General features: G+C 45.1%; 20 protein-coding genes. All 20 read right to left on the bottom strand.

All coding sequences use genetic code 11. The features are described from left to right. Window positions 1-74: 74 nt before the first annotated feature. On the bottom strand, window positions 75-1,298 hold the full coding sequence (locus NTY76_07645; protein MCX5678957.1) for a diguanylate cyclase: 1,224 nt from the start codon (window positions 1,296-1,298) through the stop codon (window positions 75-77). A 63-nt stretch (window positions 1,299-1,361) separates the two neighbouring features. Continuing rightward, entirely contained in the window at window positions 1,362-2,735 is a 1,374-nt protein-coding gene (locus tag NTY76_07640) for a PAS domain-containing sensor histidine kinase (protein ID MCX5678956.1), read from the bottom strand. A 29-nt stretch (window positions 2,736-2,764) separates the two neighbouring features. After that, window positions 2,765-3,598: a hypothetical protein gene (locus NTY76_07635; GenBank protein ID MCX5678955.1), complete on the bottom strand. Its 834-nt coding sequence runs from the start codon at window positions 3,596-3,598 to the stop codon at window positions 2,765-2,767. A gap of 88 nt (window positions 3,599-3,686) precedes the next feature. Further along, window positions 3,687-4,838 carry a cache domain-containing protein gene (locus NTY76_07630; GenBank protein ID MCX5678954.1) on the bottom strand — a complete coding sequence of 384 codons (1,152 nt, stop codon included), beginning with the start codon at window positions 4,836-4,838 and terminating at the stop codon, window positions 3,687-3,689. 27 nt (window positions 4,839-4,865) lie between these two features. After that, window positions 4,866-6,041, bottom strand: coding sequence for an alpha/beta hydrolase (locus NTY76_07625; protein MCX5678953.1), 1,176 nt, complete (start codon window positions 6,039-6,041; stop codon window positions 4,866-4,868). A 71-nt stretch (window positions 6,042-6,112) separates the two neighbouring features. After that, a complete protein-coding gene (locus tag NTY76_07620) occupies window positions 6,113-6,799 on the bottom strand; it encodes a carbonic anhydrase (GenBank protein MCX5678952.1) in 687 nt (228 codons plus the stop codon). A gap of 15 nt (window positions 6,800-6,814) precedes the next feature. After that, window positions 6,815-7,453, bottom strand: coding sequence for a protein disulfide isomerase family protein (locus NTY76_07615; GenBank protein MCX5678951.1), 639 nt, complete (start codon window positions 7,451-7,453; stop codon window positions 6,815-6,817). Window positions 7,454-8,124: 671 nt separating this feature from the next. After that, complete coding sequence (locus NTY76_07610; protein ID MCX5678950.1) at window positions 8,125-8,505, bottom strand: response regulator; 381 nt, start codon at window positions 8,503-8,505, stop codon at window positions 8,125-8,127. Between the two features lie 23 nt (window positions 8,506-8,528). Then, window positions 8,529-10,199, bottom strand: a complete 1,671-nt coding sequence (locus NTY76_07605; protein MCX5678949.1) for a response regulator — start codon at window positions 10,197-10,199, stop codon at window positions 8,529-8,531. An 81-nt stretch (window positions 10,200-10,280) separates the two neighbouring features. Continuing rightward, window positions 10,281-10,649, bottom strand: coding sequence for a hypothetical protein (locus NTY76_07600; protein ID MCX5678948.1), 369 nt, complete (start codon window positions 10,647-10,649; stop codon window positions 10,281-10,283). Next, on the bottom strand, window positions 10,627-10,758 hold the full coding sequence (locus NTY76_07595) for a PspC domain-containing protein (protein ID MCX5678947.1): 132 nt from the start codon (window positions 10,756-10,758) through the stop codon (window positions 10,627-10,629). Before NTY76_07595 ends, NTY76_07600 begins: the two co-directional genes overlap by 23 nt. Continuing rightward, window positions 10,754-11,938, bottom strand: a complete 1,185-nt coding sequence (locus NTY76_07590; GenBank protein MCX5678946.1) for a hypothetical protein — start codon at window positions 11,936-11,938, stop codon at window positions 10,754-10,756. The genes NTY76_07595 and NTY76_07590 overlap by 5 nt, the downstream gene beginning before the upstream one ends. Further along, window positions 11,938-12,681: a hypothetical protein gene (locus tag NTY76_07585; GenBank protein MCX5678945.1), complete on the bottom strand. Its 744-nt coding sequence runs from the start codon at window positions 12,679-12,681 to the stop codon at window positions 11,938-11,940. The genes NTY76_07590 and NTY76_07585 overlap by 1 nt, the downstream gene beginning before the upstream one ends. Window positions 12,682-12,762: 81 nt before the next feature. Then, entirely contained in the window at window positions 12,763-13,650 is an 888-nt protein-coding gene (locus tag NTY76_07580; GenBank protein ID MCX5678944.1) for a tetratricopeptide repeat protein, read from the bottom strand. A gap of 159 nt (window positions 13,651-13,809) precedes the next feature. Further along, on the bottom strand, window positions 13,810-15,831 hold the full coding sequence (locus NTY76_07575; GenBank protein MCX5678943.1) for an ABC transporter permease: 2,022 nt from the start codon (window positions 15,829-15,831) through the stop codon (window positions 13,810-13,812). A 70-nt stretch (window positions 15,832-15,901) separates the two neighbouring features. Then, window positions 15,902-16,909 carry an omptin family outer membrane protease gene (locus NTY76_07570; GenBank protein ID MCX5678942.1) on the bottom strand — a complete coding sequence of 336 codons (1,008 nt, stop codon included), beginning with the start codon at window positions 16,907-16,909 and terminating at the stop codon, window positions 15,902-15,904. 222 nt (window positions 16,910-17,131) lie between these two features. Beyond that, on the bottom strand, window positions 17,132-18,109 hold the full coding sequence (locus NTY76_07565) for an omptin family outer membrane protease (GenBank protein ID MCX5678941.1): 978 nt from the start codon (window positions 18,107-18,109) through the stop codon (window positions 17,132-17,134). Between the two features lie 236 nt (window positions 18,110-18,345). Next, window positions 18,346-21,366, bottom strand: coding sequence for an autotransporter domain-containing protein (locus tag NTY76_07560; GenBank protein MCX5678940.1), 3,021 nt, complete (start codon window positions 21,364-21,366; stop codon window positions 18,346-18,348). A gap of 216 nt (window positions 21,367-21,582) precedes the next feature. Then, on the bottom strand, window positions 21,583-21,936 hold the full coding sequence (locus tag NTY76_07555) for a hypothetical protein (GenBank protein MCX5678939.1): 354 nt from the start codon (window positions 21,934-21,936) through the stop codon (window positions 21,583-21,585). Window positions 21,937-22,038: 102 nt separating this feature from the next. After that, window positions 22,039-22,584: a hypothetical protein gene (locus NTY76_07550; protein MCX5678938.1), complete on the bottom strand. Its 546-nt coding sequence runs from the start codon at window positions 22,582-22,584 to the stop codon at window positions 22,039-22,041. Between the last annotated feature and the right edge of the window lie 120 nt (window positions 22,585-22,704).

The following is a 22,704-nucleotide window of genomic DNA, read 5'->3' as shown; positions in this document are numbered from 1 at the left end:
TTTCACTAACTACTTTACCGTAGAATTTCAAGCTTCACTCTTATCGTGCTCGGCTTGACATTGTTGGGCCTCGCTTATGCCCTTTTATTTTTCTTCTCTAACTGGAGAATATCGAGAAATATATCAACAAGGCGAGGATCGAATTTAGTGCCTGCCCACTCTTTTATTATATTTATAGCCTTCTTTTTACCGTATGCCTTCCTATATACCCTATCGGAACTCAATGCTTGATAAACGTCCGTTATCGCAATGATGCGAGAGCCCAGCGGTATATCTTCTCCTTTCAGGCCGTCCGGGTAACCCTTACCATCCCATCTTTCATGATGGTGCAGGATCCATGGTATAACATCTTTTAAGAAATGGATAGGCCTGATAATATCAACGGCGATTTGTGGGTGCATCTTGGCCTTTTCAAATTCCGACTTCGACAGCCGCCTTTTTTTAAACAAGACCTTTTCTTTTATGCCAATCTTTCCCAGATCGTGCAGCATGGCGGCGTGCCTTATAAGATCGATGTCTCGCGATACAAAACCAGATCTCTTAGCGATCTCTTGGGCATAATATAAACTCTTTTCCACATTCTTTACGCTGTAGCGATCTTTAAACTCCAACGCCTTTGCCAAGGCATATATCGCCTCAACAAAACTTCGGTTTGCCCTTTTTGCCAGATTAGCTATCCTCTTTTTTACAAGAGAGACCTGGATACCTTCCTGGTTGTATTTAGATATCTCTTGTTTGGTGTCCGGAGACAGTACTAACCTGCCCCCTCCGAGCTCTTTAGCTATATTAAGATGTTTGTCGGCTATATCGATCAAATCGATGGCTTTTTGGACGTTGTGCATAGGATACGACGAGATGCCTATGCTCACCCTAAGATTTATTGAATATTTTTTATTGCCGAAAGCATATTCGTTAATTCGCTCAATTATCTTTTGACCGACAGACTCTGCGGTGACATTATCAGTATCTATAAGTATAACGACGAATTCATCCCCGCCGAATCTCGCAATAACGTCTCCCTTACGGAGGATCTTCTTAAGCTGCAAAGCGAATTGGCACAGGATCACATCCCCAAAGCGATGGCCATACGTATCGTTTATCGATTTAAAATAGTCCAGGTCCATCATCATTACAGAGAGTTTCAGATTAAATCTTTTTGCGCGGGCGAACTCGGCATCTATCCTGTACATAAGATAGCGATGATTATAAAGTCCGGTGTGAGAGTCTTCCAGAGACAACTGATTAAGGCGTTTTCGCAGCTTTAAAAGCTTCAGTTGATTATTTTGCTGGGGGATCATTTTTCACCTCATTTCCATAAGATAAATTATACCATATCTGTCCCTTGATTAACTGTCCTCTTATCATGTTTTTTTTATTAAGCTCATTCGGCTTCTTGTTGAAGCGAGCGGCAAAATAACGATAAAACGACTACCCTTCCCAATATCGCTTTCTACCCAAATCTTTCCTTTGTGAAGATTGACAATATCTTTTGCTATTGGAAGGCCCAATCCTGTACCCTCTTCTTTTTCAGCGGTAATACGTTCAAATTTATCAAATATCTTATTGACATACTTCTTCGGAATACCTGGACCGGTATCAGCAATCTCTAATCGAACTTTCTCTTTATCCCCTTTGATTTTAACGCTGATAATCCCATTATCAGGGGTATATTTAATCGCGTTAGTTAATAAATTTGTAATAACCTGAATCATCATGTCTCTATCGGCTAAAAGTTGTCGAGTAACCTGTTCCCCGGAAAGGCGACCTTCATATTTAAGAACCAGGTGCCTTTTAAGCAGTTCGTCTTTATAGTCTTCCAATACTTCTTCCACTAACGTAGAGATATTTACCGGAACCACCTTCATCTTCATCTTTCCTGATTCTATTTTGGAAACATCCAGGATATTCATAACTAATCGAATGAGGCGCTCTATATTATTTTTTCCCGCCTTAAGCATGCTTTCTTGTTCGGGTGTTATTCGGCCTACCAGCCCATCAAGAATAATGGTTAAAGACCCCTTAATAATGGCAAGGGGGGTTTTGAATTCATGTGAAACATTAGCAACAAATTGTGATTTTAGTTGATCAAGTTTCTTTAATTCTTTATTTTTTCTTTTGATTTCTTCGTTTTGTTTTACCATAAGATCAATATCGGTATATACGACAAACGCGCCTTTTACCGTCCCCAAAACATTTATTAATGGTCCGGCGCTGACAAGAAACCACTTTTTATCTCCTTGTCTATTTTCAAGTAGGCGCTTTATAGGTTTAATCACTCGGCTTCCTTTTAAACATTTTTCAGGAATATGGCCCTTCCTGCCGCGGCCTTGCCATAACTCATTAGCTTTAATTCTCCCCAAGACCTCTTCCTGCTTATATCCGGTCTTTTTAAGGCAGGTTTTATTGATAAAAGTAATGGCTTGATTCTTATCTACTTCGATCACAGAATCATTGGTATTGAGTAAAATATTGTTACTCAAAGCATATTTTTCACTAAGTGCGTTAATCAGCCCTTCTTGATTTTTCGTAGCTTTCTTAAAGAAATCACACTTTTGGCAATTGCCGAACTTTTCAGCAGAAGTCCCCTGAATCTTACCCCCACAAAGTGTCCCGGCAACAAACCAGCAATCTCGACCATGATCGGGATAAGAAGGACATATACCTAACTTAGCGGCTTTGGAGCCGCCTTTTTCCCTCCCGCACTTTTTGTATTCCCAACAATTTAATTTAGTCATCTTTATGAACCATCCCTAAAGTTAAAAACTTATTTTCTGCCTGTGTCCAGCCACTCGTTCCACGCGGCGACCTTTCCATCGACGATCTTGAAGGTAACGCTTTTCACGCCGTCAACCGTCTTACTGATCTGATAGGTCCAGGACTCCTCCTTGCCCGCGGCCGTTGCTCTGGACTGGACAAAGTTGGAGAAGAGCGGGCCCTGCCCGATCGCACCGTCGGGCGGATACCCGATCTGGGCGACAAGCTCCTTTTTAGTCATGCCGACTCTTACCTTATTACCGGACAGGGCGTCGGAGATCTTCGTATTATTTAAAAGGCCGGCGAAAGAGCCTCTTACAATAGCCCTCGCTCCGGTTGCTACGGGTACACCTACAACGGCCGGCCTTACCACTCTCGCGTTTTTGCGGACCGGATAAGTGGTGCTGGTGCTTATTACGCCTTCACTCGGATTCGTGTCGCTCTGATATTCTTCATAGCTCTCGCTAGTTCCTATTACTCCGCGCGCTTCATCCGGTGCGGGGACCGCATCATTCTCTATTGCTTGTACATCCTCTGTATTCCCCGTATCACTAACCTCTACTTGCGTATTTCCCGTATCTCCGGTATCACTAACTTCTACCTGTGTATTTCCTGTATCTCCGGTATCGCTGACCTCTGTCTGTGTATTTCCTGTATCTCCAGTATCACTAACTTCTGTCTGCACATTTCCTGCGTCCGGTACATCTGCCGCGCTGCTTTCATCGGATACGCTTCCTCCGGCATCTCCCTGGCCACCCTGATCATCGTCCTGGGCGTAAGAGACGCCATACACTGACAACATGACCAAACATATCACTGCCGATATTTTCATGAACTTCGCCATTTCATCCTCCTCATTTTTCGGTTTTATCTGATACAGGGGAGCATTGTTTGAATATCTTGGCTATCGTAAAAGGCTCTGCGGCTATAAATCACAATTTTTGCACCGGGTGCCGACTTCCTTCCACAAGGCCTTCTTTAATCTTTTTGAGTTCCTCATCCGTAGGCTTTCGAATCTTGGCGACCCTGTCGCGCGGGAATGAAACTTCCGTGCTTCCACCGTCGTTTGTCAGGAAAACGCTATCCACCGTCTCCCTGGTAATATTCCCCGCCGCCAAATCGCCATCTTTAAGTTCCAGTATCGCGAATTGTCCGGAAATATCTACGGCATCCGCTTTAGGGGCGGCGGACTCGTCCTCGGGATACGAGCCGGCGCCGACGGCAAATACGCTGTCTCCGTAAACGGCCTTTCTGACATATGTATGTTTCCTCGAAGGCTTGATCTCTCCCGGTTTCGGCCAAAGATAATCCACCCAGCCCGATCCCTTCTTAGTCGCGATATCGATGATCTCGCGAGTAAGGTATGTTCCGTCATAATCCTTATAGTTAAGGATGTTCTTGCCCTCTATGTCCGGAAAACCGCCGTTCACGACCTCCACTCCTTTGGGGGTATCGACAAATATATATGTTCCGAGAAAGACAAACTGGCTGGTTTTATCACGAAGGGTGTCGAAAGCCGCCGTCCCTTTTTTTTCAATCAAAGCAACGGCCGCATCCACGGCATTGATAAGAAAGATATCCTCTACCTTGGGATTATACACCCCTGAGCAGACCACATAGGCCTTGCCCGAAGAAGCAACTACGCGTTTTGCGAAGGTGCTCTTCCAGGCGGAGAATATGGTGCCCGGTTCGGGCCATTGGTAAAAGTACCATCCTTCATTCTTGTTCGAATCGGAGGCCGTCGCTTCAATGATGCCTTTTATTATGGGCTTACCATTGACGGACTTTATGCCTATCTGGTTTTTACCCTCGAGCACCGGATCCGGGTGAACGACCAGATCGCCGTCTGTATTCAGGACGAATATATATACTTTCCCGTGCCGCCATTGGCTTCCCTCTTTTTTGAATTCGGGAAACGCGGCTTCGCCTTTGGCTGCGATGACGGCACTTGCGTCTCTAACAAGGCTCACGAGGTCCTTTGTTTCGCTATATTTATAATCAGATAATTCCTGCGCCATACATGAGAAAACCGTAACAGAAAGGCCGATAACGACGATCCCGATAATATACGCTATTCGTTTCACGCTAATTTCCTCTTTGAGAGGCCAATCTTATTTTGAACTCTGCATGACCCAGTAATCTTCGCCGTCTTTGGTTTTCAAAAGGTATAGCCATCTGTTCACGTTTGGCTTCGCGTCAAGTATGCGCATATAAAAATCATCATAAAATTCAGAGCACTCAAGATAATAACCGTGCTTAAAACTCGCTGTATTGATGGGCGTGACATCGATCGCCGTTAAGCGATCCGGAGCCAACGACTTTAAATACAACAATTCTTTTGCCTCTTCCAATTGCTTGGGTTCGGTTACCCTCAGTTTTATGCGGCCAAGCCTGTTATCCTGGTTTATAAATCCGCTCATAAGCAGGGCGTCGTCTTCGGAAGAGACGTAAGCCGTTATCTTCTTCGCAATAACTTCGAATTCCTTTTTGAATTTATTAGTGAACTCTCCCCCGCTAACATCCGGCGCCGCCAGCAGGACATGGTCTATTTCCAGATCCGGGCCGGTAAAATCCGGGTATTTATAAAGAGTATCGAAAGCGTCGCAGATCACCTGGGCGCCGAGGCTCGACGCCTCGATCCAAAGCTTTTTCGGTTTGATCTCGCGAACGACCTTCGCGATGACATCGGCCAGATATGGCCCGGAGGCCGAAGCCAGGGATTGCGCTTTTTCATATCCAAACATATCGACCGATTGATCGCCGGGCCAATCGAATAGGAGGACCGGCGTATCGACATCGAGCAGATAACTGAAATAGGCGGCCTTCATAGCGGTGGCCTCAAAGCCGTCTTTATACCCAAAGATAAGCACAAGGACCGAGTTATGCGGAGATGCCTTCACGGCTTCCGAAAGTTCTTTTATGAAAGCATCCGCGTCCAGCCTTTTAATATTCTTCATCTCTATTAAGCCGTTCTTCTTTATCTTATCCGGCAGCATCTCCCCTATCCTTAATCTGGGGTCTATCCGCATATCGAGAGTGCCATATGTCGTCTCTTTAGCGAGTTCCGGCTTAAAATCCGGAGACAGATCGGGGCCATAGTCGATCTGCCGGCTGGTCGCGTAAAATATATTGATCACTCTGTAGCGGCCGTCCACTTTGTAAGCTATACGTTTATAGATATCTTCCAGAGAATAGTTTTGGGATCTTTTGATGGGGAGGGTCGAACATCCTGATAAAAATATACCGCCGAATATAATGGTGAAAAATCCGCGGAAAAACATTTTCATGAAAGCATTATACATCTCATTCCATCGGTAGGCAATGAAGATTTTTATTCCGGCCTGTTATTCGGAGAGAATTAATCGATCCATTCCACTTTGCCGGTCTTGATATCATACACGGCGGTCACTATTCTTAACTTTCCCTCATCTACCATTTCCTTGACTTCATGGCTCAGGGATAAAAGATCCCTCTTTGCCTGGAGAGCGTTATTCTTCGCTACAGCGTTTACCAGGTCGGGGCCAGCTAGACCAGGGTGCTCTTTTTCTGTCTTTACCGCGATGGGCCTGATCTGTTCCTGAATATCGCAGATCTTTCCCTCTACGGCAGAATCATCTACCGCGGCCTTAACCGCTCCGCATCCTGTATGCCCCATAATAACTAATAGCGGTGATTTGAGATGTTTCGCGGCATATTCGATAGAGCCTATTACGCCGTTATCCATGACTATATTCCCCGCTACGCGGACAACAAAAATATCACCTATGCCGCGATCGAATATAGCTTCTACCGGAACGCGTGAATCTGAACAAGCAAGAACGGCCGCAAACGGCCTTTGTCCATTCACGGCGGTCTCTTCTCTCTGCTTGATAGTCTCATCCGGGTGGCGTAATTTCATTTCGACGAAACGCGCGTTTCCTTCCTTAAGTAATTTCAACGCCTCGTCCGACTTTATTGTCTCGCCGGCCGATATCGAACTTGACACTACCATGCATAAAATAAAAGTCATTATAAAACCGGATAACTTTATTTTTTTATCATTCATACATGGCTCGCCTTTTTATTGCATTTTTAGCGTCAGCTCTTTATCTTTATATCGTAACTTTACAGAGCTTCCTGTAAGGGCAATAACCTTCGCATCATCTACTTCATCTCCTATAACTACAACCTTGTCATTAACGATTGCTTTCGATCCCATGATCCCTGACAGCTTAAATTCGCCCGGGGCAATTTTTTCCTCAATAATGACAGGCTCATTAGCCGGCCGCGACCGCTGCGGGGTTACGCTCGATTTTGGAGCTTTGTCGAGGACTTTCTTCATGATGTCGGCAAAGACCTGCGCGGTTCTGTATCCTACAACGGTCTCTTCCGCGGTGCCGGAAGCGTTAAAGAAGATGATCGTGGGGTATCCTCTTAATCCATATTTCGAAAATGCGCCTTTATCAATCTCGCAATTCACCTTAACACATATGAATTTTTCAGCCAACTGATTCACACTCGCGTCTTCATAAACATCTTTATCGAGTTTTTTACACCAGTGACACCAGTCGGTGTAAAAGTCAGCCATGACAGGCTTCTTTTCAGTCTTTGCCTTTTCAAATGCGTCCGTTAAATCGTGTTCCCAGGAAATCGCCCAGGATTCGGATGCGAAAGTCAAACTAAGTATGGCAAATAAAAATATGGCTATAAGTCTTTTCATATATAATTTCAGTAACTTTTATGATTATAGCATAGATTTTGGAAAAGTGGGCATTTAGAGGGCCATCCTGAAAAGGCAAAATAAAACCCATCTACCTTTTCCGCTTCTGATATGTTTGGTAGATGGGTGAAACCTTGTGAGGCTTATGGGTTACTATCTAAATCCTTTCTCCCTTAGCCTCACTTAAAGTATACCACATTTTTGAGTGAAATACAATGGCGCGTGACCTGATAACTTTCGTTATCGTTCCGTCTCCTCCGCAGGAAGTTCCCATCCGCACATTGTACACATTTTGCATGAACAATCAACCTCATCTATACGCTTGCCGCAACATGTGCATTTCATATTTTCCTCCTTTGTATTAATGATCTGTTATTAAATATTTTTACAAAGTGCACAAAAAAATACCCCTCTCGCTGGATAGACCAAACTGACACATACTTAAGTGTACCCTATAATATCACACTAGGCAAGGCTTGGAAGCTTGCTTTTGTGTGCCTAACATTTTAAACTTAATTGTCTTCTATTTCAAATCGGCAGCCGCAAATATTGCACTCATAGACGGACATTATTGGGCCTCGTTCTATTTTCCCTGAAACAGATAAAAGATTATGGTCAACAGGATGGTATACCAGGCTCGCCATAAGCAATCAGGATCGTTGCGGTAGGCGTCATTCTTTCGAACTTTCGTGCGATAAAGACAATCGCTTCTTGACCATATTCAGAAGAATTGAGAGTTCGATCGGCTTATAACAGATATTCTCTTTCGGAAATTTGAGCTTTTTGAACGTGTCAGAATATTTTTCGGCGTCGATCGTACCGGTCAATAGGATAACGGGGAGAACAATCCCCATCCGATGTATCTCATGCAGCACATCCAGGCCGCTCCCCGACGGCATTTTCATATCCAGTATAACGAGTCCCGGCATGACCCCTTGCCGTAAGATGCCGATAGCTTCATTTCCGCCATAGGCGAGCAGCACTTCAAACCCCGATTTTACGAAAAATTTTTCGAGCATCTCGCAGATCATAATATCGTCATCCACTATCATTATAGTATCAATAAGACACCTCCTTATGCTTTCGCACGCGGCAGACGAAAAGATACGACCGTCCCTGCCCCAGGGCTGCTTTCGACCATCAGCTCTCCTTTGTGAGCTTTGATGATCTCATAACAGACAGAAAGCCCCAACCCCGTGCCTTTCTTTTTAGTCGTCAGGAACGGTTCGAAGATCCGCGCCTTAATCTCATTCGGCATTCCGCACCCGCTATCCTTAAAATCAACACGCACGAAATCGCCTTCACAAACTGCCTTTATTTCTATAGTGCCGCCTCCCGACATTGCGTCACGCGCATTGTTAAAGATGTTCATGCAAACTTCCTCTAGCTGCTTCGCGTCTGCGTTAACAAATGGCAGATCCTCCTCATATGACCGCCGTATCGCAACACCGCATTTTGCAAATTGATCCTCGAGAAGGCCCACCACCGACTCTACTACCTTTCTGATATCCGTCTCCTGCAGGTCGCTTTTAACCGTTCGGGCGGTCCTGAGCAGCCGCTGCAGTATATCCTTAGCCCGCATAGTTTGCTCGACGATGACGGTCAGGCCCTTAGCTGTCTCTTCGGACTGCGCTCCCCTTGCCAGGATAAGCTGAGCATTCCCGGAAATGACCATGAGCGGGTTCAGCACCTCATGGGCTACCTCGGAAACAAGTTTGCCCAGCAAGCTGAGCTTCTCACTCTGCACCAACCGCTGATGTGTTGTCTCCAGCTCCACATGCGCCTTCTCTATCTCAGCCAACCGTTCCATGGCGACCGCCTGGCTCGCGCGAATCTCTTCATTCGACCTTTCCAGCCTTTCTCGAGTATTCTTAAGGTTGTTATAAAGATTTGCGTTATCGAGTGCCAGGCTAACCAGCGAAATAAATATTTTGCCCTTATAGATATCGTTCTTCGTAAAATTATCGGCGACCTTGATCCTGTTGGCGTTGAGGACGCCGATCGCCTCATTGTTCTTCAATAGCGGCACGATCATCGACGACTGTATCTCGCTGCGGCCTCTGAAGTCACTGAAACGGGGATCGTTACGCAACCCATTTATAAGGATCAATGGCTCCTTGCTCTGGACGGCCCACCCAGCGATCCGCTCGCCGATAGCCAGCCGCGTCTGCTTCTGCACATCCAGGTCCAGGCCGCTCGAAATCGCTATATAGAGCTCTTTCTTTTCATTAAATAGCATTATCGAAGCATCATCCGCCCGCAACAACCTCATAGTCAGGTCAATAATTATCTTGAGCAGCTTATCGAGCTCGATGGTCGAGAATATGGCTTGGCTCAATTCGTAAAGTAAAACGGTCTCTTTGAGCATGCTCTGCTGGCGGATCTTCTCAATTATGCCGATCAGCCTTTCTACGGATACCGGCTTCTCGATAAAGTCGCTCGCTCCCTTCTTAAGGGCCTCGGTGGCAGTAGTTATATCGCCATGCCCGGTAACCATCAGCACCTCGATCTCCGGGTTCATCTTACGTATCTCTTCGAGGGTTTGAATGCCATTCATCCCGGGCATCTGCAGGTCAAGGAGGATAACATGAAATGTGTCGGACTTGATCTTCTCGATACACTCTTCTCCGCTCATGGCGGCAACAACACGATAATCCCTGGCTTCCAATCCTTCAGCGACTACTTCCCAAAAACCCCTGTCATCATCTACGACCAAAATATTGGCTTTATGCTCTATTTGTGCCAAAAATGCTCCTTTTTCATTCGATATTAAGGATAGTGTACATTACAAAGTCTCAAAATACAAATAGGGTATCCCTGTTTTCCTCTATGGGGTGTCACTTTCTGGATCGTTCCCTATTTTCCCCGCGCACGTCTTATCGTATAAGGCTTGGGCATCGGGCATAACAAATTTAGGCCTAATATAACGCTTATAGCCGTTATTGAATACATACTCGACTCTATTGGTAAGCCTATTGACTAAAATCTTTATTTTGGTAAGGCTATTTAGATCGATCGTGTCGTACCTCAAGTATAATTGGTCCACTATAGATAGCGCCTCCGGCTTGCTGTCCTTGAGCGCTTCTGGATTGGGCATGAATGCAATGGCTATTTGAATATCCGCCAGCATCAATAAAATAGCGAGGACCACAGCCATTACCTTCTTCATGCGATCACTCTCCCTCTTTAAGCTCATTCGGCTTCCTGGGGACGACCAGCCACATTATCAGGTATAAAAGAATTCCGCCCCCTAAAAATAGTGTGGTAAATACAAACAGGATCCGGAATAATGTCGAGTCTTTAATCTGCCGACGAATCTTTTATCGGCATAATACCCAGCATGCGGGCATCCTGGATGTTAATAATATTATATTCCGGCTCTTCCTCTTTTTCCGATTCAAGCTTCTCCTTGTTTTCCATATACTCTTTATTTCCGTCCTCTATGGCCTCATCCAGGGTATCGCTAGCTAGCGTGGTCGTCTCGATATAAATATTATCTTTCCCTTCCCGGTCCAGGCTTACCCCTATAAACATATGTTCGGGAATTTCTATTAAACTGACGTTAAGGCCGATCTTGCGAAATATCGACGCCATAAGGACAGAGCCGTCAACACAGTTACTCTGGGTATAATTAATGCTTTCCCCCAATAGCCTGACATATTGAGTGCCTAGATAGGGATCGAAATCTTCCGTGCCGGCGGACATAGTTGTGTAATGCATGCCTTTATTTTTGAGCGTTTCCCAGACGGCCTCGATTTCCTTCTTCACGCTTTCTTCGTCACCCGAGTATCCTTCGAAGCTATCCACCATTTTTGAGGCGAGGGCTTCTTTTAATACCTGGTTTATGAAAGGATGGTTTTCATTAACATACGCGGCGAAGATGAAGGAGGTGTCGTGTGAATTTCCCATGGAGTCGGCAAAATAGAAAACGCATTCATTTACCGGGCGGACCTGTACTCTCACTGCTTTTTCGGAGTCTTGTTTTCCGTCTATTGTAACTTTAAAAATTAACATTTCAGGGACAGTCTGTTTAACTGACAGGAGTTTTTCATAATCATAATCAAGATCGGGATAGACACAATATACAGTATCTTTTTCAGGCAATGTGCCTGTAAAGACAGTAGGGCCGATAAAACCTGTGCCCGATATTTCTACTTTTACCGGACAGTTCTCTCTGGTGCCGCGGAGGGCTATGCCTATGGTCCCCGATGGGTCTCCGATGTGCTGCTGCTTGTCATCCCATTGCTTTTGTTTTAATGTCGCGGTGCTTATCACCACCGAAGGGAAAATATTCTCCCCCATCTCGAATAATGGCTGCCATTTACCCGGCGCTAATTGAGGAAGCTGTCGGTCGGGGGCGGAATCGGCGTCTTCTTTTTGTTCAGCTGAATCGGCGGCTTGAGACTTGATGATGAATGAATCCGTGAAGAGAAACAAGGAAACGATAAGCAGCGCGTATGTTAACTTTGAGAGCCTGAAAATCATCAGAACTCCTTGCTACCGAGCTGTGGCTCATCGATCTTTATCGTATCATCGTTATATGAAGAATAGTTTATGGTCCTTGAGAAGGTCCCTTTATTTTGCTCATTTGAATAATAGGAAACTTCCTCCAATTGTTTTAACGGTAAATAATTATTTTTATTTATCCAGATTTCATATGTTCCGTTTACTTTGCTATCTTTTAATTCCGGAGGCAAGGATTCAATATTAACTGCTTCTTTGCCGAATGAATATTTGATCACAAAATATTCTATCCCGTCTTTAGCGGCGGAGCTTATGGAATCTCTCTTGTCTTCCTTTTCGACGCTTTCGAATTGTTTTATAATACCTTCGGGAGAATGGGCCCTGCACATTGTCCTGCGATTATCATCATCTCCCTTTTCCCAGCCGAAAGCCGCATTAAGAACATAATAATCGTTACCTATCAGTATCCAGCCGTCCCACAACTTCTCACTCGTGCCCTCATCTATGACTTGCGCTGCCTTAAATCTGTCCGGGCTTATAAAAGCTATATTTAACTCTGCGGAATTGCCTTTATTTTTCTGTGAGTTGATTGTAAAGGAGCTCTTAATTTCCATTTTAACACTGTATGATTTTGCCTGTTTAATTGCCTCGCCGCATTTAGCTATCAGCTGTTTATAATCGATTGCGGGTTCCTGGGCATAGGCGTTATGCGCAACTAAAAATACTGAAACTAATATACCGCTCAAAACCAGGTTCTTCTTCATTCTTTTCTCCTTTATCGCTCCACTTACCATCCGCAACAGCATCAATTTTAAGATGAGACGACGACGGCACAGACCTTCCTTTTATCGGGCAGTCAAATTCAACGATTTGAATATCCAGAATGACAGAAGCAGCGGAATTATAAACCCTGCTGCGCTAAACCATACCGGAACTGTAAATTTTCCTACCATCACCTTTATCTTAAAGATAAGCCTCAATAAGTGCAAAAAGGAAACCAATAGAAAAATAAATCCTGTCGTCTTTAGCGCCAGTGCCTGCATCTGTCCTCCCTGCTTTGGTTCGCTAGCAGGCAGATTTGCAGGGCTTTTCTCGGTATTGGTCAAATCGGCCGGCGCCCTCTTGAGGGGACGCGACCTGAATCCTAATGACTGCGCTTTATTCACATCCGCCATGGCACCGATATAGTTATTTTTCGTAACATATGCGACTGCTCGCGCATCATACGCCAGCGCAAAATTAGGCCTTATCTCTATCGCTTTGGTATAATTGACGATAGCTTTATTCAGATCGCCTTTGTGGGAATAGACTAGCCCTAGGCCATAATAAGCATCAGCGGAAGAAGGGCTGATTTCAATGACTTTATTATAGTCGGTAATTGCATTGTCAAAAGCGCCTTTTTTATAGTAGGCGAAACCGCGGTTATAGTAAGCATCCGCAAGGGTGGGGTCTATCTCTACCGCTTTACTGAAACTGAGAATGGCCTTGTCCAGATCGCCTTTTTTGTCATAGGCAAATCCCAAGTTGTAATGCGCACTGGTGGATTTAGGATTAACCGTTATGACATTATTAAATTCTGCTATCGCCTCATCAAATTTGTCGTGACGGATAAGGTCTACACCTTTTTTCAGGGCCTCTTCTTCAGCAGTTTGGGCGTAACTATTGCAAACAACTAAAGACAGCATTACTATGATTAATACCCTGCTTATTGCTGTGCCTGCTCGCCTAAGCATCTTAACCCTCCCTTAATATTCATATCACCCAGATGATAGTCTTGATATTGCTATGATCTTAATAAAGCTTACTCTAAAATTACGTCAATTACAAGATATTGAATATGTCGGTATTGTTAGTTTATTTTTGAAATAGCATGCATTATTTTATATCTCTCATTATTCATAACGCAGAGCTTTGATCGGTGATAGAAGGGATGCCGTATAAGCAGGCCAGAAACCAAAGACTATGCCTATACCAACTGAGAACGCGAACGCCAAAACAATAGATTGTATAGTAACAGAAGTTACCCATCCTGCCAGCTGAGAAATAGTAAAAGAAACTAAAATTCCTAATAAAATACCCATCATCCCGCCCAAAACGCAAAGTAGCGATGATTCCATCAGAAATTGAATTAAGATCGCGCGACGAGGCGCGCCCACAGCTTTACGTAATCCGATCTCTCTGGTTCGTTCATTGACAGAGACGAGCATTATGTTCATAATGCTGACCCCTCCGACCAAAAGTGAAATTATCGCCACGGTTCCCAGAAGGGTGGATAAGGTTTTGGTCGTCTCAGATAGCGTGGCCTGCATTTGAGCATTGTTTCTCAAGGTAAAATCGTTCTCTTTACCGCTAGCCAAGTGATGCCTCTTACGCAACATAGCTTCAATATCATCTATAACGGGCTGTATAGACTCGGACGAATCGCATTGGATAGCCATTTCATGTAAATACGTTGTATTAAGCACCCGCTTCATGGCTGTCTGCAATGGTACGACGACCATATTATCCTGATCACTGAAACCTCCCGAAAACCCTTTGACCGGAAGGATGCCGACAACATTGAAATTTTCTTTGTTAATTTTAACAATCTTTCCTACCGGGTTCTCATCACCAAAGAGATTATTAACAACGGTCTGCCCTAACAGGACCACCCTGGACCTGCTCACATCCTCATCTTCAGTAAAAAATCTACCGTTCTCAGGCTTGGCGCTACGGATCGATTCGTAGCTAATAGGAACTCCCTGTAATTCCGCTATGGTATTTTTATCCTGATACACAACTCGAACATTTGCCTCGGCTTCTCCGTAAATATCGACAATGTTAAGGCTGGCATTCCGCACCGCCTTTACGTCGTCCAAAGTAAGACGGCTGTAATCACCCACAGCGCCCTGGACACCCCGCATATTCGGTGCACCGGGAAACAGCATAATCACATTTGAACCCAGGCTTGCAATGCGGGCTTGAATGGATTTTTGGGCCCCTGCTCCAACAGCCATCACCGCGATGACTCCGGCAACTCCGATAAGAACCCCTAACATTGAAAGGAAGCTGCGAACTTTATTGGCGGCCATAGCCCGAAGAGATGTAATAATATGCTCTTTGAGTTCGGCCATATTAAGCTCAGGATGTTCTAATTTAACTGCAGGCGAAATAGCTATCGTGGAAGGCACAGCCAGAACGCTTACAGGGATTTGCTCTTTTCGGTCCACCTGAATTGGAATATTAGGTACGTCTTCAATAATCACTCCATCTTTGAGCCGTATAATTCGTCTGGTATAAGCGGCGATGCTAGTTTCATGAGTCACGATGATGACGGTAATACCCTGTTTATTCAAATTAACTAAGCGGTGCAAGATTTCGTCGGCCTGGCGGGAATCCACATTTCCGGTCGGCTCATCCGCTAGAATGATTCGGGGTTTATTGACAAGCGCCCTGGCGATAGCCACCCGCTGCTGCTCGCCGCCGGAAAGTTCGTTGGGTTTATGCTGCGTGCGGCCTTCCAGCCCCATTTCGCGTAAAAGTTCTTGTCCACGTTCCCCGCGATGTTTTTGACCGGAATAGACCATTGGAAGTATAACATTATCTAATGCGCTCGTTCTAGCCAGTAAATTGAACGCCTGAAAGACAAAGCCGATTGTTTTGGAGCGCAGAACCGCTCCCTCATCATCCGAGAGACACGACACATCCCGGCCTAATAAGAAATACTGTCCTGAAGTGGGCCTATCCAGTAACCCCATGATCTGCATCAAAGTCGATTTCCCGGATCCGGAATGACCCACAATTGCGACAAACTCCCCTTCCTCAATTTTAAGCGAGACCCCCTTGAGAACCTTTAGCTCATGCTCTCCCATTATGTAGGAGTGCGCGATGTTCTTTATCTCAATGGCGGCCGTCTTTTCTGTAGCTGTTTTCATGGGGAAGTATTATAGGGATTGCTATCTAATGATATGGCAATGAGTTACAAAAACTGAAAATCAAACTGTGCTAAAATGCATAAGACACATGCGCTATTAAGCTCGTCTGATCGGACCAGACTTTGACACTTTCATCATTCCACGCCTCCACGCCGCCATGCGCCAGATCTCGATCGTGCAGCATGCCGGTAGTTCTTATACACAGGTAATCCATTGAAATACCGGCTGTAATGGTTTTCGCAAAGACCATGTCCAGGCCGGTTGAAAAGTATAAAGAATTACCGGATGACCTAATATAACCGAAGAGATCACGCAGGAGGTGATTATCTTCGTTGTATCCTACGACAGGGCCCCAGTCAGCTTCGCCATGCGCTTTAATAGTTATGTACTTTCCGATCTTGAAACCATCATACACGCCTCTTAGCCCGATCTGATACATATAATAGTCCTGTCGAAAATGTATTGAATTTCCGGCGAGCGCCTGGGCGCTCGCATATCCATCAAGGCTTCTCCCTTCATCAGGATCGTATGAACCGACTTCCCATTGCACACCATCGTGCGCCATGAGCTTTAATCGCTGAAACTCGAAAGCGAAGAGAGGCCGTATTTCGAATGACGGCGGAAGCCCCAACCAGTCCGAGATATTCACATCGGCGTCTGCGCGAAAGAGGTAACTGTTTTCCGACCGCATTGCGCTCTCTGAATATGTTGTTAACATGCTGGTGTTTCCCGGGTTCAGCCAGTCCGAATCCTTGAACCGCCCGTCTACATTCTTGGCGACGCTTAAGCCTGCGCGGATCCCGGCCGACCACCTCGGACAAGTGCGGCGCAGTTCAGTTTCCAGCCACCATGTATTTAAAGGAAACTGCAGTTTACTAAGTGGATTTTGAAAAACCGCGCCTGAATTAGCGAATTGATATGAAGTATGGCTCATAAGGAAATACTGAACGCCGAGATCGAATGCCCAATTCTTCGGCTGATTCAATTTACCTTTCTGTTCCGCATAGGTATTAGCCTGGCCAATGTTTAGCGGGTAATGTCCGGCTACATCTGAAAAGATATCCTGCCATGTTGTCATTTTTATATCTGATGTTTTTTCACCGGCCCATGACATTGTTGGTGAAACAGATAACATAAGGATTAATGCTAAAAACAAAACAATAGATCTATTCATATCCCATCCTTTCTTTTTGTAAAAGTATACTCTAAGGGTAGGGTTTTGGCAAATCATCCTTATGGGTATTTTGGGACGGATCTGGGATTACGGCGAGAATCGGCCCAGAAATTTTCATTAGATTTACTAAAATGCGTAAGATGCATGCATTGTTAAGCCCAATTGATCAGACCAGGCCTTGACGCCGTCAGACCACGATTGATCGACAGGAAGAGAAGGATCCCGCCATCGATGGGTTCCGAAAGTTTGTATCCACAGATAATCTATGCCGGCGCCTATCGTTATAGTTTTTGAAATGGTCATATCAACTCCGGCTAAAAAGTAAAGGGCATTGCCTGATGTGTTTTCGTATGTCCACCTATCCCCGCGCAGTATGTGATGGTCTTCATTATGGCCGAGGGCTGGTCCCCAGTCGGCCTCTGTCTTCAATTTAATCGCTATATGCTTATTCAGGTCTAAACTGTATGCCCCTCTCATCCCGATCATATATGTATACCAGTCCTGTCTGAAGCTTATAGCGTTACCATCAAGGGACATCGCGCTTCCATCATCATAATTCCACTGCACGCCGTTATGCGCTACGGGATTGAATCGTTGAAATTGGAATGCGAATAACGGTCGTATCTCTAATGATGAAGGCAGCCTCAGCCAATCCGAGATATTAACATCTACATCTCCGCGAAAGAGGAAAGCTTTTCTTATATCACAATAGCTTCTTGAATAATTGGTTAAAATATTATCGCTGCCGGATGTAGCCCAGTCCGAATCTTCCATCCAACCGTTTGAATTGCGGTTCATGCTAAAACCCGCCTTTGCCCCAACCGACCATCGCGGGCAGGTCCGACGAAGATCAAAATTTAACCACCACGTATTTATCGGAAATTCCAGCCGGCTGAGAGGTTTTGTAAAGGCCCCGCCCGGATCACCAAATTCATACGAGGTATTACTGGCGATATAACGCTTTGCTTCTATGCCGAATTCCCAATTTTTTGGTGTGTTTAACTTATTTTTCTGCTTGATAGTATTATCAGTGGTCAAGCTGTCCGCTAAAGGGTAATGACCAATAACATCTGCAAAAATATCTCCCCAGGTTGTCTTCTGCATATCTGTTGATTTCTCTTCGGCCCACACCATGGTAGAAGAAATTGATAATATAAAGAAAAATATTAACGCTATGGCCGATTTACGCATTAGAAACACCTTCACAAACGCCGCCAATCTTACGGTCAGTATCGGATAGATATAACTTCTTCATCTTACACCTCCGTTATTGATTTAGCATATTCTCTAGTCATGCAGGGTGTCCCTTTGTGGGATGGCCCCGGTTATTCGTATCGAGTTTAGAAGCCGTATCTTACAGTCACGCTTCCGTAATGCTCATAATAATCAGCCTTGAGAAGAAAATCGTAATCCAAATCGAGCGAAATATTGTATTTTGTCTTAAAGCTAATCTTTGTGCCCATATCATATCCCGATCGCGCAGCCCTAAAACCGTTTGTACCGAATGCTGTTCCGCCACCGGCAAAAGACGCAGTTGCAGCCTGATTATCGCCGGCCCAATCATAGAGCCACTTGGCATGCAGGTCCGGCATGATGGTCCCGTATTTAAACTCTAATGGATACGCTGCTTTAGCGCCGAAACCCGTCATGGCCATGTCATAATCCTGGCTATTGACACTTAAGTTAAGCGCGTCGGCGCCGGTTTCGGTGTAACTGCCTGTATGCAGATGCATGTATTGAAATGAAACGAGAGGCGTCATGCGGAGATTCTTATAGAAAAAGCTGTAGCCGCCCTCAAAATAGCCCGAATACTGCTGGCCGTTATAATCGGCATTGGCGGTACGCTCGGTTAACGTGCCGACCGTAACTGCGCGAGAGGCTTGATAGAGATTATATATAAAAGTGAAAGTGATATCCAAATAAAGAGGATATTTATTATTTTCATAAGCACAATATAATGTTCCCGGAATGCTGTCGATATCATTCCTTCCGGAACTATCCTTTGAGCGGACAAAGGTCTGGCCATAACCGGAACCTATACCCATACGCAGCAAATCATCGCCTATATTAAGCGGGATATCCGCGCCGCCCGAAACGCCCCACGACGTCGCATTATAACCGTTACTAAACCCGCGGGGATCCTGATGAGCATAATCACCTAAGCCCTGCGCCCAAATATCTAAACCATGTAAATAATCGTCGCCTGTTGAGATACCGGTTACACCTCCCGTGCTTACATTTTCAAGATGCGTTACGGTCGAGCCCGTTATCTGGCTAAGCATGGATAGAGCCGATTGTGTCACCGCGCCGTCAACGGTAGGAGTCATGCTATTTAAAGAAGATGCGACCTGGCTCGGCGATAAATTGCCGAGCGCCGTAAGAACGCTCTGCATGTCTGCGGACGGACTGGTGATATTATCGAGAGCGGCGCCGACAGTAGCCGCATTGGAATTGGCTGCGACACCGCTGAAGCTGTTACTTCCGGAACGGTTCACGGTAAGAACAAGGTTGTTACCGGAGTTCTCGATGGAGAATGTCATGAAAGAATTACTTGAAATAATTGTAGTTGGGACGCTCCCTATACCCTTTCCTCCTGTATCTATAATTGTAAGAGTTGTGTTATTCGGAATAAAGCCTCCGACCGTAACGTTAAGAGTGCTTCCGGCATCTACCGTCGCAGCAACGCCGGACGTGATCTTGCCAAAACTGGAGGAAGAATTTGCGGTAAGTTTTAAAGTTGAACCTGCGTTTTGTTTATAGGCGCCGGTAACTGCAAGATTGGTCGTGCCGACATCCAACGTAGCATTGTTCGTAACGGCTCCTGTACCGAGAGCACTGGCGTTTCCTATTTGCAGCGTACCAGCGCTGATCGTTGTAGTACCGGTGTAGGCGTTGGCGCCGGTAAGAGTAAGTGTCCCAGTTCCAGCCTTGGTGAATCCCAATTTGTGAGTACCGTCCTGGATAATCCCGAAAAATGTGGTCGAGGCAGTATCGCCTGTCGTCAAGATCGTATCGATTGTATCACCGTTAATGACTGTGCCGCCACCTGCGAGTGAACCGATAGTCTGGGAATAGCCGTTCAAATCCAGTGTCCCTCCGGTCGCAACCGTCACGGCTGAGCCCACACCAAAGGCGTGAGTTGCCACTCCGGCTTTGAGCGTTCCGGCGTTGACTGTCGTGGCTCCTGTGTAGGTATTGGCGCCGCTCAGGGTCAGTTCAGCAGCGCCACTTTTTACTATGTTGCCTGTGCCGATGATTACTTTCGAATAGGTACCGTTAGAAGCTTGCTTAAAATCAATCGTTGAATAATTCGCAACGTCGCTTATCAGAGTATTAGTATCAGTTGTAAGAGTTCCACTGATAACAAGCGCATATAGGTTCAGCCAAGTCGGCGTCGTCACGCTTGTCGTCCCATACAACCTTAACCATACAAGGTCGTCATCAACGGTAACTATTGAATATGTGTAATAGTAAGGAGTGCTGCTAGTGCTATTGTAGTAGAGACCTGTTACATTAGGATCTGTGTATGTGCCGTCCCATAGAGTTCCTGGAGCGCCACCTGCGCCATCAATGATCGGATAGAACACCTTTGATGCGTTCCCGTCTATATTCGCACTTGCGATAGCACTAAAATGTTGGTGCCCTGCGAAATAGATTTGGCCGTTTTTATCATAAAGACTGGTCAGAAAAGCATCTCTTGCAGCCGCATAAATAGACAGGGATTCCCCGGCAACCGTATAATATGCAGGCAAATGCCCATAAGCAAACACGTGAGCGGCAGTAGAGCTGCTTAATTGAGTATTCACCCAAGTCTGATTGACTTGATTTGGATAAGTGTCTGTGTTCACATATTCATCTAAACTTAAAAACAGGGAATTGCCATTAGTGAAACTATACGTCATCCCCACTTCGCTATTGCCGCCTCCGGATGTATTTGTGGTAGGTCCATTTTGAGGCAATGTGGGGAATGCCGCCTTCCATGCTACGCCTAAAGGATCGACAACATCGTTGTCGTGATTACCACGGACGGGATAATATGGAACCCCAGCGCCGGCTTCGCCTGCTACCTTAAATCCGCCGCTTGTCGCAGCAGTTTTGAAGGTATTGAACTGGGTGGCAATGGGAGTATCATTTTCTTTTCCATGTACAAGATCGCCGAGGACTATAGCAAAGGATGCATTCCTGTTGTTTGTAATATCAGTTGCGATAGCAGTAACAGCGGTTGTATTTACTGCGGAGCCAGTCGTATTGTCACTACGGTCATCGCCAAATACGGCAAAGTTCCACGAGTCCGCCATGGTTGGTCGATTGATAAGAGAGATTACTGAAATAATTATGATCATGGAAAGCAAATTCTTCATTGCGCCACTTCTTTCATATGATTTGTATTCTGGTGTTTTGGGGCCATCCTATTTGGGGACAGCCTAGAAGCTTCTCTTATCATGCAGGGCGTCCCTTTGTGGGATGGCCCCGGTTCTTGCTTATTATGCAGGGTGTCCCCTTATGAGATGGCCTCATTACTTTCGGAAATAGGGCGCTGTCCCCTATTTTCCTATTTTGACCGAATCTCAAGGTTATCATTTATGTAAATCTTTGTCGTCGATATGAAATGTATGAAGCATTCTATGTATGATCGGAGAGAAAACTATTCCCATTACCGCAATGAATACAAGTCCGCTAAAAAGCGCGTACAGGGACGCAAAGACTTTTGCGCCGAGATTGGTCAGCAAGTTCACCGGCCCCATACCGCCTAAGATCATAGATGCGTTTAAGAGCGAATCGATCCAGCTAAAGCCGGCTAGCCAATGATATCCGGCGATTCCAACAAATAAGGAGAGTAAAATCAATAGAATAGCGGCTGCGATATACCCGACCAGCCTTTTTATGAAGACTGAAACCGACGCTATTTTTTCATGCTTATGTTCAAACATCTCATTTCTCCTTCACTAAGAATATTTGGTGCCATCCTGTTTTGGGGACAGCCTAGGATCTTCTCTTGTCATGCAGGGTGGCACTTTGTGGGATGGCCCCGCTTATGCAAGTTGGGAGTGAGCAAAAACCAAATCAATTAAATCAGCACCACTTGCTGCTCCAACTCTAAAATCCTTGCTATTAGTTTGAGATTTTGGCGAAAGGTTTTTAATAATATCCGCAATTCGAACAATGGTGATATTATTTTTAGCAATAATTTCCAATTCTTCTGAGTGTTTAACATTCCCCACAATAAGACCAAAGCTCCATTTCATTGGCCAAAGACTCCTTCTAATATTTTCTTTCTTTGGATCTAAATACTTTTTATAAATCCATTCTTTCGCCGCAGTCTCGATTTCAGACATAGGACGTTTCTTAGCATTGTGAGCGGACTTACCTAATTTACGAAGCTCTTGAGGCGCTGAACAAATATAACTTACTGGTCGAAGGGAGGCCTGAACCTCATAATGCCAACAGTCAATTCCTTTGCTTGTATATTTAACAGCAAGCAAGTCTATTTCTCCGTTTCCGATTTTTGCACCGCGGATTGTGAAATAGCCTTTTCTATTTAACCATTCTTCTACTAACTCTTCTCCTAAAAGCGACATAACAAACCTCCTTGAAAATCTGATACTTGTAAAAAATATTATGAGGATCGGATCTCATACGTATTTACGGGGACGGCTCTTTTGGTGCCAGCCCATTAGCTTATAGAGTGGTACTTTCTG

This window comes from Candidatus Omnitrophota bacterium, from assembly GCA_026387175.1.
GTDB lineage: Bacteria > Omnitrophota > Gorgyraeia > 2-01-FULL-45-10 > 2-01-FULL-45-10 > CAIMPC01.
The sequence above is the reverse complement of the archived record's forward strand: the minus strand, read 5'-3'. Positions and strand labels throughout refer to the sequence as shown.

What these genes read in the sequence shown, in the direction of transcription:
- NTY76_07645 (MCX5678957.1), bottom strand. Translation starts at nt 1,298, where the DNA reads ATGATCCCCCAGCAAAATAATCAACTGAAGCTTTTAAAGCTGCGAAAA.
- NTY76_07640 (MCX5678956.1), bottom strand. Translation starts at nt 2,735, where the DNA reads ATGACTAAATTAAATTGTTGGGAATACAAAAAGTGCGGGAGGGAAAAA.
- NTY76_07635 (MCX5678955.1), bottom strand. Translation starts at nt 3,598, where the DNA reads ATGGCGAAGTTCATGAAAATATCGGCAGTGATATGTTTGGTCATGTTG.
- NTY76_07625 (MCX5678953.1), bottom strand. Translation starts at nt 6,041, where the DNA reads ATGAAAATGTTTTTCCGCGGATTTTTCACCATTATATTCGGCGGTATA.
- NTY76_07620 (MCX5678952.1), bottom strand. Translation starts at nt 6,799, where the DNA reads ATGAATGATAAAAAAATAAAGTTATCCGGTTTTATAATGACTTTTATT.
- NTY76_07615 (MCX5678951.1), bottom strand. Translation starts at nt 7,453, where the DNA reads ATGAAAAGACTTATAGCCATATTTTTATTTGCCATACTTAGTTTGACT.
- NTY76_07610 (MCX5678950.1), bottom strand. Translation starts at nt 8,505, where the DNA reads ATGATAGTGGATGACGATATTATGATCTGCGAGATGCTCGAAAAATTT.
- NTY76_07600 (MCX5678948.1), bottom strand. Translation starts at nt 10,649, where the DNA reads ATGAGCTTAAAGAGGGAGAGTGATCGCATGAAGAAGGTAATGGCTGTG.
- NTY76_07590 (MCX5678946.1), bottom strand. Translation starts at nt 11,938, where the DNA reads ATGATTTTCAGGCTCTCAAAGTTAACATACGCGCTGCTTATCGTTTCC.
- NTY76_07585 (MCX5678945.1), bottom strand. Translation starts at nt 12,681, where the DNA reads ATGAAGAAGAACCTGGTTTTGAGCGGTATATTAGTTTCAGTATTTTTA.
- NTY76_07580 (MCX5678944.1), bottom strand. Translation starts at nt 13,650, where the DNA reads ATGCTTAGGCGAGCAGGCACAGCAATAAGCAGGGTATTAATCATAGTA.
- NTY76_07575 (MCX5678943.1), bottom strand. Translation starts at nt 15,831, where the DNA reads ATGAAAACAGCTACAGAAAAGACGGCCGCCATTGAGATAAAGAACATC.
- NTY76_07570 (MCX5678942.1), bottom strand. Translation starts at nt 16,909, where the DNA reads ATGACAACATGGCAGGATATCTTTTCAGATGTAGCCGGACATTACCCG.
- NTY76_07565 (MCX5678941.1), bottom strand. Translation starts at nt 18,109, where the DNA reads ATGCAGAAGACAACCTGGGGAGATATTTTTGCAGATGTTATTGGTCAT.
- NTY76_07560 (MCX5678940.1), bottom strand. Translation starts at nt 21,366, where the DNA reads ATGAAGAATTTGCTTTCCATGATCATAATTATTTCAGTAATCTCTCTT.
- NTY76_07555 (MCX5678939.1), bottom strand. Translation starts at nt 21,936, where the DNA reads ATGTTTGAACATAAGCATGAAAAAATAGCGTCGGTTTCAGTCTTCATA.
- NTY76_07550 (MCX5678938.1), bottom strand. Translation starts at nt 22,584, where the DNA reads ATGTCGCTTTTAGGAGAAGAGTTAGTAGAAGAATGGTTAAATAGAAAA.